The sequence below is a fragment of the Brevibacillus sp. FSL K6-6036 genome, assembly GCF_037964015.1.
GTDB lineage: Bacteria > Bacillota > Bacilli > Brevibacillales > Brevibacillaceae > Brevibacillus > Brevibacillus borstelensis.
Genome location: NZ_CP150173.1, coordinates 4,190,256 through 4,202,891, shown reverse-complemented (window position 1 = coordinate 4,202,891; position 12,636 = coordinate 4,190,256). Strand labels below are relative to the sequence as shown.

General features: G+C 51.5%; 11 protein-coding genes, 1 pseudogene and 1 riboswitch. Of the genes and pseudogenes, 10 read left to right on the top strand and 2 right to left on the bottom strand.

The genetic code is table 11. The features are described 5' to 3' along the window. The first annotated feature begins 79 nt into the window (after positions 1 to 79). From NST37_RS20850 to NST37_RS20810, 9 genes are all read left to right on the top strand, one after another. Entirely contained in the window at positions 80 to 1,168 is a 1,089-nt protein-coding gene (locus NST37_RS20850) for a quinone-dependent dihydroorotate dehydrogenase (RefSeq protein WP_024985365.1), read from the top strand. A gap of 261 nt (positions 1,169 to 1,429) precedes the next feature. Further along, positions 1,430 to 2,760 (top strand): IS1182 family transposase gene (locus tag NST37_RS20845; RefSeq protein ID WP_122958896.1). Its coding sequence is split into 2 segments (ribosomal slippage): positions 1,430 to 1,970 and positions 1,970 to 2,760, totalling 1,332 coding nucleotides; the frame shifts between segments, so codons are not numbered across the junction. 172 nt (positions 2,761 to 2,932) lie between these two features. Next, a riboswitch (cobalamin riboswitch) is annotated at positions 2,933 to 3,126 on the top strand. 139 nt (positions 3,127 to 3,265) lie between these two features. After that, positions 3,266 to 4,024 (top strand): energy-coupling factor ABC transporter permease, encoded by a 759-nt coding sequence (locus tag NST37_RS20840; protein ID WP_024985364.1) that lies wholly within the window; start codon positions 3,266 to 3,268, stop codon positions 4,022 to 4,024. 3 nt (positions 4,025 to 4,027) lie between these two features. Then, positions 4,028 to 4,312, top strand: a complete 285-nt coding sequence (locus NST37_RS20835; protein ID WP_003391254.1) for an energy-coupling factor ABC transporter substrate-binding protein — start codon at positions 4,028 to 4,030, stop codon at positions 4,310 to 4,312. Beyond that, entirely contained in the window at positions 4,309 to 5,100 is a 792-nt protein-coding gene (gene cbiQ, locus NST37_RS20830; protein WP_003391256.1) for a cobalt ECF transporter T component CbiQ, read from the top strand. The genes NST37_RS20835 and cbiQ overlap by 4 nt, the downstream gene beginning before the upstream one ends. A 7-nt stretch (positions 5,101 to 5,107) precedes the next feature. After that, positions 5,108 to 6,049, top strand: a complete 942-nt coding sequence (locus tag NST37_RS20825; protein WP_227278519.1) for an ABC transporter ATP-binding protein — start codon at positions 5,108 to 5,110, stop codon at positions 6,047 to 6,049. Positions 6,050 to 6,368: 319 nt separating this feature from the next. Next, the gene (locus tag NST37_RS20820; protein WP_339185743.1) at positions 6,369 to 7,481 is read left to right on the top strand and encodes a TIGR04053 family radical SAM/SPASM domain-containing protein; all 1,113 of its coding nucleotides are present in this window, start codon (positions 6,369 to 6,371) and stop codon (positions 7,479 to 7,481) included. A gap of 42 nt (positions 7,482 to 7,523) precedes the next feature. Continuing rightward, on the top strand, positions 7,524 to 8,240 hold the full coding sequence (locus tag NST37_RS20815) for a YwiC-like family protein (protein WP_003391262.1): 717 nt from the start codon (positions 7,524 to 7,526) through the stop codon (positions 8,238 to 8,240). Between the two features lie 470 nt (positions 8,241 to 8,710). Beyond that, on the top strand, positions 8,711 to 10,132 hold the full coding sequence (locus NST37_RS20810; protein WP_339185742.1) for an MFS transporter: 1,422 nt from the start codon (positions 8,711 to 8,713) through the stop codon (positions 10,130 to 10,132). Between the two features lie 207 nt (positions 10,133 to 10,339). Here NST37_RS20810 and NST37_RS20805 read toward each other — a convergent pair whose 3' ends face one another. Both NST37_RS20805 and NST37_RS20800 read right to left on the bottom strand, forming a co-directional pair. Then, positions 10,340 to 10,696, bottom strand: coding sequence for an MmcQ/YjbR family DNA-binding protein (locus NST37_RS20805; RefSeq protein ID WP_003391266.1), 357 nt, complete (start codon positions 10,694 to 10,696; stop codon positions 10,340 to 10,342). A 69-nt stretch (positions 10,697 to 10,765) separates the two neighbouring features. After that, a pseudogene (locus tag NST37_RS20800) lies at positions 10,766 to 10,918 on the bottom strand (IS1595 family transposase); the annotation flags it as partial. Between the two features lie 228 nt (positions 10,919 to 11,146). Between NST37_RS20800 and NST37_RS20795 the strand changes: the two are divergent. Next, positions 11,147 to 12,607, top strand: a complete 1,461-nt coding sequence (locus tag NST37_RS20795; RefSeq protein ID WP_227278706.1) for a hypothetical protein — start codon at positions 11,147 to 11,149, stop codon at positions 12,605 to 12,607. Positions 12,608 to 12,636 lie beyond the last annotated feature (29 nt).

Genomic DNA, 12,636 nt, shown 5'->3' with positions numbered 1-12,636 from the left:
AGAATCTTTCATTTTGTGCGCCTCATACGAAAAAATATGGTATGCTACTAGGCAGAAAAAAGCAGTGAGGAGTGCAGCGATGTATCAGCTAGTGCGGAAATTCCTGTTTCAGATGGATGCGGAAGAAGTGCATGAAAAAACCGTCCATCTCCTCAAAGTGGCAGAAAAATCAGCGGCAGGCAAAAGTCTTCTAAAGATGATGTATCAGGTGCGCGACGAGCGGCTTGAGACGAAGCTTTGGGGGATTACGTTTCCCAATCCGGTTGGGCTCGCCGCGGGCTTTGACAAAAATGCGGAGGTGTACCACGCCCTGGCAGCGCTCGGCTTTGGCTTTGTCGAGGTCGGGACGATCACGCCGCAAGGCCAGCCGGGCAATCCGAAGCCGCGGCTGTTCAGATTAGTGGAACATGGCGCCATCATCAACCGAATGGGCTTTAATAATCTGGGGGCATATTTGGCATCCCAAAATCTGATCGATTACGCTTATGCCGATATTCCGATCGGGATCAACATCGGCAAGAACAAGATTACGCCAAATGAACACGCCGCCAGCGATTACAGCAAGTGTTTGGACATGCTGTACAGCTACGGCCATTACTTTGTCATCAATGTCAGTTCGCCAAACACACCGAATTTGCGCGATTTGCAGGAGACCGAGAGCTTGCGCAGCTTGATTCGCGCAGTCAAGGACAAGGCTTCCGAGCTGGAATCGCGGGGAGCCAAGGCGAAGCCGATCCTGTTGAAGGTGGCTCCCGATATGGCAGACGAGCAGATGCGCGACGTCGTGCAGGCTGCCGTGGCAGAAGGAATCTCCGGTATCATTGCGACGAATACGACATTGTCCCGCGAGCCTGTGCAAGACCATCCGAGAGCGAATGAGGCAGGCGGCTTGAGCGGAAAACCGCTCGAAGCGAGAGCGACCGCCTGGGTCAAGGAGATTTATCAGGAAGTCGGGGACAAGGTGCCGGTCATCGGAGTGGGCGGCATCTTTACCGGAGAGGATGCGTACCGCAAGATTCGCGCCGGCGCCAGCCTCGTCCAGGTCTATTCAGGCATGGCGTATCAGGGGCCGGGGATTGTCAAAATGATCAACAAGCAGCTGCTCCAATTCCTGAAGCGCGACGGCTTTTCGCACATTAGCGAAGCAGTCGGCGTAGATGCACGGTAATTTTGTGATAAAAGCTTGGGAGGCGAGCCAGTCTGCAGCTTTCAGAGTAGCAGCTTCGGCATCTGGCGGTTTGCAGCTTTCAACTGCCAAAGAGAAAAGGGAGAACTGGCACGTTCTCCTTCAGGCTGTCGAGAAAGTCGACAGCCATTTTTATTTCCCTGTATTTTATGACGACACCGCGTTAATGTGTTATAATATTCTTGTAATTACATTTACTGGCGGGTGATTATTGTGCTTTCCTCTAATGAAAAAAAGCAACAAATGCAATATGAATTTGTATGCCTTGATGAGTTGGTCCCGGAGGACCATTTGCTACGAGTTATTCAAAAGCATGTAGACTTCTCTTTCATCCGAGAAAAAGTACGCCAATACTATTGTGAAGATAACGGTAGACCAGCCATTGATCCGGTGGTTTTATTTAAAATGATTTTCATTGGATACCTTTACGGTATCCGGTCAGAAAGACAACTCGAAAAGGAAATTCAGACGAATATCGCTTACCGCTGGTTTCTTGGCCTTTCACTAACAGATCGAGTTCCAGACCACACTACCATCAGTTGGAATCGTCGAACTCGTTTTAAAAACACAAATGTTTTCCAAGAGATTTTTGATGAAATCGTTCGCCTTGCTATCCAACATCGCATGGTTGGCGGACGTGTTTTGATAAGTGATTCCACTCATCTGAAAGCAAATGCGAACAAACGTAAATTTAAGAAGCATGTTATTGAAAAATCTAGTCGAGCCTACCTTAGTGATTTAGAAGCAGCCATTAATGAAGACCGTGAAGCACACGGAAAAAAGGATTGAAGCCTAGAGAGGATGTGAAGGAAGAAAAGGAAATCAAGGTGAGTACTACTGATCCGGACAGTGGTTACATGGTTCGTGACGGAAAGCCTGAAGGCTTTTTCTATCTCGATCATCGGACAGTCGATCATAAGTACAATATCATAACTGATGTACACGTGACTGCGGGTAACGTTCATGATTCTGTTCCTTATGTAGATCGGCTACAACACCAAATTGAGAAGTTTGGGTTTACAGATACCATTGAAGCCGTTGCATTGGATGCTGGCTATTTAACTACTCCAATCTGCAAGGCTCTGCACGATCTAAATATCTTTGCCGTCATTGGCCATCGAGCTTTTTCACCTGTTAAAGGCCTTATCGCCAAATGGCGGTTTAAATATGATCCCGAAAAGAATGTCTATATTTGCCCCCAAAAACATGAGCTTGCTTATTCGACAACTGACCGTAACGGATACAGAATGTATAAGTCAAATAAAGAAATATGTAAGGCATGTCCGATGCTCACTATGTGTACACGGTCAAAAAATCACCAAAAGGTGATAACCAGGCATGTATGGGAAGAGAGTAAAGAATGGGTTCGACAGAACCGCTTAAGTAAGTCAGGAAAATACCTATACAGGTTGAGATACCAAACGATAGAGCGAAGTTTTGCAGATGCCAAAGAACTGCATGGACTTCGCTATTGTAGGTTGCGCGGACGTGAAAATGTCCAAGAGCAAGCGTTGCTGACAGCAACCGTTCAAAATATAAAAAAGATAGCACTCCACCTTGCAAAGGCATGTTAGGTGTGGTGCTATCTAAGACTTCCAGCACTTCGTGCTCAATTTTATTGTTATGAAAGAAGAAACTCCAACATATTGTGGGGTTTCTCGACAGCCTGAGGGAGAACTGGCACGTTCTCCTTTTTCTTTTGCAACCCATCGTATATAATAGACAATCATCTGCGAATTTTTGGAAAAGAATAAAATGCAGCAAGGTGCCCTTATGAATAGTAAGGGGTAACAGGGAATCGGGTGAAACTCCCGAGCGGTCCCGCCACTGTAACCAGGGGAATGCTCTTTTTTCGAAAGCCACTTGTCGATTTGACGGGGAAGGCAAAAGAGCGTATTGATCCGGAAGCCAGGAGACCTACCTTGCTGCCACACCCATGAGCCTTCGAGGAAAGGAGAGGTGAGCCCAAACGAAACGACTGTTCGCAGTATCGTTAGTTGCCGTGTGCCAAGCTCATCCAAATCGGGTGAGCTTTTTTGCGTGTGTTCTTTAGAGAATCAGAGTAAGGAGTGTTGCTGAATGAGGGGTAGACGCACCGTTGCCAGTGGTCTTCTGATAACAGGATTTCTTGTTTACTTGCTGTTCAATACGCCACAAACCGGACATGCCATGCATATTATGGAAGGGTATTTGCCGGCAGGGTGGTCGCTGTTTTGGTGGGCTGTTTTTCTGCCCTTCTTTTTCCTCGGCTTGCGTCAGGTTCAACGCATTGTCAAAGAGAAGCCCGAATTCAAGCTGCTTTTAGGGGTAGCGGGAGCCTTTGCATTTGTCCTGTCCGCGCTGAAAATTCCGTCCGTGACAGGCAGCAGCTCCCATCCCACAGGAACAGGGCTGGGCGCGATCTTGTTTGGTCCGCTGGTCATGTCTGTACTGGGCAGTCTGGTGCTCTTGTTTCAGGCGCTGCTGCTCGCGCATGGGGGCTTGACGACACTCGGCGCCAATGCGTTTTCCATGGCGGTTGTTGGCCCGTTCGTCGCATATGGCGTGTATCGGCTGGTGGCCAGAAAGAAAGGTGGCCAGAAGCTCGGCATTTTTCTCGCGGCAGCGCTGGCTGACCTCAGCACCTATCTGGTCACTTCCGTTCAACTGGCGCTGGCATTCCCGGCTGCTTCTGGCGGGATTATGGCTTCCTTTGTCAAGTTTGCGGGGATATTTGCCTTGACGCAGGTGCCGCTGGCGATCAGCGAGGGACTGCTGACGGTGCTCGTGTGGAATTGGCTTCAAGCCTACAACGCGCAAGAATTGTCGCAGCTGAAGCTGCTGAAAAGGGAGGGGTAAGAGATGAAGCGTTGGACGAACTGGCTGCTCATTTTGGCGGCAGCGGTACTGGCGGTGGTGCCATTGCTGGTCGTAAAAGATTCGGAATTCGGCGGAGCCGATGGAGCGGCAGAGGAAGCGATCATGGAGGTGGCTCCTGACTACGAGCCGTGGTTTCAGCCTTTGCTCGAACCTCCCGGCGGTGAGACAGAAAGCCTCTTGTTCGCCCTGCAGGCTGCTCTGGGAGCAGGCGTGATCGGGTATGCCATCGGCTTGTACCGGGGCCGCCTGAAAAACAGGCAAGAATGATTGGACGGATCGACTCCCTCGCTTACGAAAACAGGCTGAAGAGGCTGCCGCCCGAACAGAAGCTGCTCTTTTCGCTGGCCATGCTGCTGTTGGCACTGATCAGCCATCCGCTTGTCCAGGGCATTCTGTTCGTCTGGATGAGCGTCTGGATCGTCGTCTATGCCCGCACTCCATGGCGGATCTATTTTGTCGTGGTGGCTGCCTCCGTCGCCTTCCTGCTCGCCGGAAGCCCGGCGCTGCTCCTGGAGGCATCCAGACTGGCGGAATGGACACGGGATGACAATGCAATCGCATCCTGGCAGTTGGGAAGCTGGGTTGTCTATGTGACGGCAGAGGGGCTGTCCAGGGCCATGAGCCTGGCCGCCCGCTCGCTGGCGGCGCTCTCCTGCTTTTCCTTTATTCTTTTTACAGTTCCCTTTGCCGAGGTTTTGCAAGTGTTCCGCCGGATCGGCATCCCCTCCATTCTGACTGATCTGATGATGATCATGTACCGTTTTGTCTTCGTTCTTCTGGAGACAGCCGAGCAAATCTGGACGGCGCAAAAGGCCAGAGGAGGGCACCGCGGCACGGCGGGAACACTCAAGGATGCGGGCAGGCTGATCGTTCAATTATTTATCCGCACGATGGCACGCTACCGCCAGATGTACATCAGCATGACGGCAAGAGGGTTTACGGACGATTTCCGCGTCCTGGTCCATGCCTCCCATATGCGTTCCAAAAGGTACGAATGGGAAGCGGTAGCCGGATGTCTCCTGCTGGCGATGCTGGAATGGTGGATGGGAGGATGAGGCGCGAGTGGCATTCGAAGTGACGACAGATGCAGCAGAACAGACAGATGCAGCAGAACAAGCAGATGCATCAGAACAGACAGCTAGAGCTGCCTTGGACATATTGCGATTTTCATTCGTTCACTACACGTATCCGGGAGCTTCCCAACCGGCGCTCAACGGACTTTCTCTCGGTGTCCCTGCCGGAAAAAAGTGTGTGCTATTGGGCCACAATGGCTGCGGAAAGTCCACCATGTTTCTGCATGCGAACGGAATTTTTCGGCCGAATCTGGGCCAAGTCCTGTGGAAAGGGAAGGCCGTTTCCTACGACCGGGCTCATTTGCTCAAGCTGAAACAAAAAATCGGTCTGGTGTTTCAGGACCCGGAGCAGCAACTGATCGCCGCGACGGTTGCCGAGGATATCTCCTACGGACTATGCAATCAAAAGCTGCCGGAAGACGTTGTCAGGGAAAAGGTGTACCGCACGATGGAAACATTCGGGATGACCGAATGGGCAGAAACGCCGATTCACCGGCTCAGCCTAGGGCAGAAACGGCGTGTGGCATTGGCCGGAGTCATGGTGCTGGAGCCGGAGCTGCTGCTGCTGGACGAGCCGACAGCCTATCTGGATCAAGAGCAGACGAGAAATTTTGTGCAGGAGCTGGACCGCATCCATGCGGCCGGAACGACAATCCTGATGGCTACGCATGACATTGACCTCGCATTTGCCTGGGCCGACTGGGTGCTGGTCATGGAAAAAGGGAAGCTGGCCCTGGAAGGAGAGCCGGAGGCGGTTTTCTCCCGGCGGGATACTCTGGAGAGGCTGCAGCTTCGTACGCCTGCTGTCTTCGATGTGTGGGAAGCGTTGCCTGCCGCCCTGCGGGAAGAGATCGGTTCCTCCCGGGTGCCGAGGTCCGTGGAGGAGCTGACTGCGGGATTGCGGCGAATAGCTGCAAGCTGCATTACATAAGCCGGTCGCTTGTGCTGGAGGAGCAGCAGTACAGACAGCATCCATGCAGGTGCAATATCGGAACAAAAACAGACTCCAAGTGGTTGAAATATTGGGACAAAACGGATTTCATGTCGTTGAAATATTGGAGTAGAACAGATTTTCATGTTGCTGTACTATTGGAGAAGTGCAGGCCTGCGTTCGCATGGCTTTTAGCAAATCAGGCTGCGAAAAAGGCAGCTTTTTTTGTACGCATGGTGACGCTTCTCACACCTGTCAGTCGGCCGTTTCGTTACGATAAGAGCAGCTGAAGCTGATTGGCAGGACAGGAGGGCGAGCGATGAGCTTGTTGAAAGAACGTGATTACGCTGTAAGTCCGTTTATCGTGGTCTGGGAGCTGACGAGAGCGTGTGCTTTGCAATGCCTGCACTGCCGGGCTGAGGCGCAGTACGCATCGGATCCGGCACAATTGACGTTTGAGGAAGGAAAAAGACTGATTGACGATATCGCGGAGATGGATCGTCCGCTGCTCGTTTTTACGGGAGGGGATCCATTGATGCGCCGAGATTTGTTTGAGCTGGCCGAGTACGCTGTTCAGGAAAAGGGTCTGTCCGTATCCATGACCCCCAGCGCTACGCCGAAGGTCACTTTTCAGGCAGCGCGCCGCGCCAAGGAAGCGGGGCTGGCGCGGTGGGCATTCAGCCTGGATGGATCGACTGCCGAGGTCCATGATCACTTTCGCGGGACGGCAGGCTCGTACGAAATGACACAGAGAGGCATCGGCTATTTGCAGGAGCTGGGGATACCGATCCAGATCAATACGACAGTCTCGCGCTACAACCTTCATGACTTGCCATTGATTGCAGAGGTCGTCCGGGAGATGGGAGCTGTATTGTGGAGTCTGTTTTTTCTCGTCCCGGTCGGCAGAGGGATGAAAGCAGACATGATCACCCCGGAGCAGCACGAAGAAGTGATGACCTGGCTGTACCAGGTGAACCAACAAATGCCGTACGATGTAAAAGTGACGGAAGCCCCTCATTTTCGCCGTGTCTGGAACCAGCTCAGGCAGCGCGAGACAATGCCTCGGGATGCGCGGACGAAGAAGCGTCCGGATTGGCTGGGCAGAGCCCCAAAAGGAGTCAATGACGGGGATGGCTTTGTCTTTGTCAGCCACATCGGCGATGTCTACCCGAGCGGTTTTCTTCCTGTAAAGGCGGGAAATGTTCGCGAGGGCTCTCTCAGGCAGATCTATCGGGAAGCGCCCGTAATGAAGCAGTTGCGGGACAAGTCTCTCCTCAAGGGAAAGTGCGGTCGTTGTCCATACAAGGAAATCTGCGGAGGCTCAAGAGCCCGGGCCTACGGCGTAACGGGCGATTACCTGGAAAGCGACCCTTACTGTGCTTATGATGAGGGCATTAGCGCGAACGCCGGAGAAACTTGCCAAGCGACGTAAGCAATTTTTTGTGCAATCGGAAAAGAAAGGAGAGCGTCGGAAATGAGAGCGTTCATCCCCAACCAGCACGGCGCCTGGGCGATGCTGATCGTGCCGTTTCTGTTCGGCGTGTTTGCGTCCGCTCCCGTGATTTTTCACCTCCCTTTGTTTTTGGGCTGGCTGCTGCTGTATCTGTTTACCTTTCCGCTGCTGCAGTTGATTCGCACCGGCAAGAAAGACCGTTACAAAAAGCCGCTCATGCTCTATGGTGTGCTGCTCGCTCCGCTCGCCGGAGCGTTGCTGCTGGCAAAGCCGGGATTGAGCTGGTACGCGCTGTCGCTGCTGCCGTTCTTCTTGATCAACTGCTACTACGCGCGAAAAAATCAAGAGCGGGCGATTGCGAACGATTTTGCGGCGGTGCTTCTGTTCAGCTCTATCGTCTTTGTCACCTATAAAATCGGCGGGGGCAACGACTGGGGAGTCGCTTTGTCGCTGTTCTCTCTGAGTGTTCTTTACTTTGCGGGAACGGTCTTTTACGTCAAAACGATGATCCGCGAGAAGCGGAACAAAGTGTTTTACTGGCTGTCAGTTTGCTATCATATCATTCAAATTGCCGTGATGGCCTGGCTGTTCTCGCCCTGGCTGCTATTGCCGGCCGGCGCGCTTTTGATCCGGGCGATCGTTTCGCCCCGGCTGCAGCCGTCCATAAAAGTCGTCGGAATCTCGGAGATCGGCTATGCCGTGATGATGACGGCCACCGTTCTGTGCTTGTATCTGTGAGGGATCGCGTTGCTTTTCTGTCTGCGTTCCCATCGCTTGGCTGGACGCAAGGACAGGGCAAATTGGATTAGCTCAACCGGCAAAGGAGCACACTAAACTCCAATCGGGCATGCAGCTAATAAGAGCGGAAAGCTTGCCGATGGGAGGGAATGGCGATGAAGAATATTGCTGTTTGGAGAGCCCTCGCCGGAGGTCTCGCAGCAGCGGCCTTTGCACTCATTCAGTGGATGATGTCGTAGGACCAACTTGCACCACATCAACGAGCCTGTGGGCGTGATTGCCAAGGCTCGTTTTTCATTGGAAATACCTAGAATTCGGACTATTCCTTTTGTATAATGGTTTCTACATAATCCATAGGAGGCGTTCTTATGAAGTACACGATGATGGTTAGGGCTCAAATTCAAGGGGAAGACGCATAACTTGCCCTGTAAACTGCGAGCTTCCCCTGAAATGGGGAAGGGGTTTTCATTTTGGTGGACAAGGAACGGAACGAGCAGGATCGTTTGCAAACAGAGGGCGCGGAAGCTGCCGGTCCCGCCAGAGCTATCGGCCATTTGCCAGCGGTGTTGGCGTGGCTTGGCTTTCTCGGGTTTTTCAGCGTATTGAATGAAACGGTATTTACCGTATCCTTGCCGGACATCGCCAACCAATTTGGCATACCGCCATCCACCGCCAACTGGGTAACGATCAGCTTTGTCATTACTTTCGGGATCGGTTCGGCCATTTATGGCAGACTGGCCGATATGTACGGCGTCAAATGGCTGCTTGTCATCGGTTTGTGTATATACAGCGGAGGATCGCTGCTCGGTCTGTTCGCGCCATTTTCATTTCCGGCTGTCATTGCTGCCCGGTTTATTCAAGGCGCAGGGGCATCGGCCGTTCCCGCGATGATCATGGTCATGATCGCCCGCTATATCGGACCTGAAGATCGCGGGAAAGCATTTGGAATCGTAGGCTCCATGGTTGCTATGGGAGAGGGAATCGGCCCCGTCATCGGAGGTGTCGTGGCAGACACGATTCATTGGTCATTCCTTTTTTTGCTCCCGGTAGTAACGCTTGTCTCCATTCCTTTCTTTCTGCGGGTATTGCCGCACGAGCCTTCTCGCAAAGGGAAAGTGGATGTGAAGGGCGCTTTGCTGCTTTCGGCTGTGATGGCGATGTTTACCCTGTATACGACAGGATACCAATGGGGGTATCTGGCGGGGAGCTTTCTCCTGCTAGGGATGTTTGCCTTCTATATTCGTCGCGTGGAACAGCCGTTTATCGAACCATCCTTGTTTAGGAAACCGAGGTTTGTCAAAGGCGTTCTGACGGGATGCATTTTGCTCGGGACTGCCGCAGGCTTCATTTCCATGGTGCCGTATATGATGAGAGACGTGCATCATTTGAGTACGGGCTTGATCGGGGGAGGAATTCTGTTCCCGGGTACCATGAGCGTAGCGTTTTTCGGTGTTGTTGGAGGGAGACTGGCCGATAGGCGAGGGCATCTGTTTGTATTGTCTCTCGGTGTGTTCCTGATCACTATGAGCTTTCTCGGCACAGCACTGTTTGCTGACCAAACACCGTGGCTTATGACTGGTGCACTGGTGCTGGCATTTGGCGGTCTGTCCTTTGTGAAAACAGCGATCTCCTCCAGTGTGGCAGAGACGCTGGAAGAACACGAAGCCGGCGCTGGCATGGGAATGCTCAACCTGGCTTGCTTCTTGTCAGAGGGGATCGGGGCAGCGATCGTCGGCGGCTTGTTATCGAATAGCCTGCTGGACTTCCCTTTGCTCCCGACAGTAGGCCAGCCTGCGGCATTCGTCTACAGCAATTTGCTGATCGTCTTTGCTTTGCTCGTGTTTGTTGGCCGAGTGATATACTCATCAGCATATGGCCGTAAACAAAGCTGACAAAATGATTGATTTTATACAGCGAAAACTGCTGGATGCGAAAAACAGCCGGATGCTTGTCCGGCTGTTTTTGTTGTCTAGGCTCTGTTGCCATATAGTGTTGATATTTTATCAAAATAAGAGATGCAACTAAAACGCTGCGCCTCTAACAGATATTGCCTCTGGATTATGCTAACTGCCTATATATTTGAATAGATGAATTCTGTTTTATTTGGTTAGATTGTAACTCCAATTAATTAAATCGTAGATTTCATCTTTAGGAAAAGGACTATCCAAAACAATTGTAATCCAATGCTCCTTATTCATATGGTATGCAGGCAAAATTCCTTGTTGACTCCTTAATAAACGATTTATTTCCGGGTCGCACTTCAAGTTAATTATATCGACTCTTCCTTCCCCTGATACACCTAATTTGATTCTCGGTACATTCATAATCACTCCATACCACTTGCCATCCTTGTTGTGTCGTAATACCGCATAATCTGGATACTTGAACCAAGGGTAGTCTGGCTCTGTGCCAAATTTCTCCTTTACATAAGTAAATATTTCTTCTCTATTTATCAAAAAAATACCTCCCGAAATACCTTGTCTGTCTTTCTGTTATACGAATAATTTTTGTCGCCCATAATTTTACTAATTTACAGTAAAACTTGACAGTCGCAAACTGTCATATGTCTCTGTCATTTCGTAGTTGTCGAGATACGCTGTAGTCACGCCTTTAAAGCGGTCTATCCATTGTTTCAAACGAGAATGGAGACTGTTGACATTTTAAAGGTGATACAAGCCAGAGCCTTTAACAGAGCCTTTGTCTAAAGAAATTTCGGCCCCCCTATAACTTTAGTTAGTCTACAGAGCAAGATTTTCGAACTAGACTTACATTGCCCGTTGTACAAGTTTTCTTATTCGTTGATGGAACGCCGTGTGCGCTGAAAGGCGCCCGCACGGTGTAGGCTCGTTCGAAAGCCATGCGTGGTATAAGGCGAGAATAGCGACAATCCTCCAGTGGTCGGTTGGATGCCAGAGCAAACGGCCGGTGGAGATCATTGGGTAAACAAGGAGGAATATCAGGACGGCTTCCATGTAGTAGTGAAAAGCACGAAGGCTGGCAGTGCATATCTCGTTCCCAGCGGCATACCCGGCGATGAGAACCGGATCCGACTGGCCGCAGTTGGCAGCACCGATGTGACCGCAGCCGATGCGGAAACGGTGATCACCATTGCCCCGAGGGAGACAAAGCTGACCCATGGAGGACAATACGTTCTCTATGCAATTGATCAACAGGGCATTGTTTCCCTGCCCACCCCGATTGTTTTTGCTGTTGACCTGGAAGGGCCCGTCTCGGAGGATGCCGAGACAAAAGCTGGAGGATGGGAAGAGACGGCGAAGATGATGGAGCCGAATATCGGTGGAGCAGCCGCGGTTTTGCCAGATGGTGAAATTCTGGTCGCTGGAGGCAGTATGAAAAAAACAGTGGTCATGTACGACCCGCGTCGTGAAAAGTGGACACAACTGGAAGACATGAGCGTGCCTCGGTACGGTCCGGCTGCAGCCGTACTGCCTGATGGCAAGGTACTGGTCGTTGGCGGCGACCCGGAAGGAAGGGGTACATTTTTAAAGTCGACAGAAGTGTACGATCCAAAAGCGGATAGCTGGACCGAAAGTATCCCCATGGAAATGGAACGGTTTAAGCCGGCAGCTGCAACGCTTGAGGACGGAAGAATTCTCGTAGTGGGAGGTTTTTCAAAGAAAGGCGTTCAAAAGTCAGCGGAAATATTTGATCCAGAGACCGAAGAATGGAGCAGCGCTGCAAACATGAATACAGGAAGGGAAGGTGCTGGCGCAGTTCTTCTTCCAACCGGAGAAGTATTGGTAATGGGCGGTATAGATGCGGCCGGCAACGAGCTGAAGTCCGCGGAAGTCTACGATCCCGACGCGGATTCGTGGACATATGCAAGTGATATGTATGAGAAACGATACAAGCCTTCAGCAGTCGCATTGAAAAATGGCAAAGTGCTGGTAGCAGGGGGGATTTCGGAGAGCTCGGCGGAAATATATGATCCCCGAACCGATACGTGGGAGTATACCGTTCCGCTTTCCAGCAGACGCTTGGAAGGAGTAGCTGCGCCTCTCCCGGATGGACGCGTCATCGTAGCTGGCGGCTATGATCGGTCGGAATTGGCGACAGCCGAGACCTATGCGCCTCATCTGGAAGTAACGCTTTTGTTTGCAGAAGAAGTCACGCTTAGCAGAGATCTTGATGACGTCAAGGGTATGATCAGTTATTCGGTAGATGGAGGCCCTTACGAATCTTTGGGCCGGGACGATACGATTCAATTCTCCGCGAACAAGCTGGTGATTACCCTTGATTTGTTGCCAAACGGAAGCTATGTTCAGGTGAGGGTGGGGGAGGCGATTGTGGAGGATGAGGCCGGGAACCCAAATGAGGAGCAGTTGACAGACGAGCTGCGTTACTAAAACAGCGATTGCCTTCGCGACGAAACAAT

Coding starts and splice junctions, on each gene's coding strand:
- NST37_RS20820 (WP_339185743.1), top strand. CDS start 6,369: ATGAGCTTGTTGAAAGAACGTGATTACGCTGTAAGTCCGTTTATCGTG.
- NST37_RS20795 (WP_227278706.1), top strand. CDS start 11,147: ATGCCAGAGCAAACGGCCGGTGGAGATCATTGGGTAAACAAGGAGGAA.
- NST37_RS20840 (WP_024985364.1), top strand. CDS start 3,266: ATGAGGGGTAGACGCACCGTTGCCAGTGGTCTTCTGATAACAGGATTT.
- NST37_RS20850 (WP_024985365.1), top strand. CDS start 80: ATGTATCAGCTAGTGCGGAAATTCCTGTTTCAGATGGATGCGGAAGAA.
- cbiQ (WP_003391256.1), top strand. CDS start 4,309: ATGATTGGACGGATCGACTCCCTCGCTTACGAAAACAGGCTGAAGAGG.
- NST37_RS20835 (WP_003391254.1), top strand. CDS start 4,028: ATGAAGCGTTGGACGAACTGGCTGCTCATTTTGGCGGCAGCGGTACTG.
- NST37_RS20815 (WP_003391262.1), top strand. CDS start 7,524: ATGAGAGCGTTCATCCCCAACCAGCACGGCGCCTGGGCGATGCTGATC.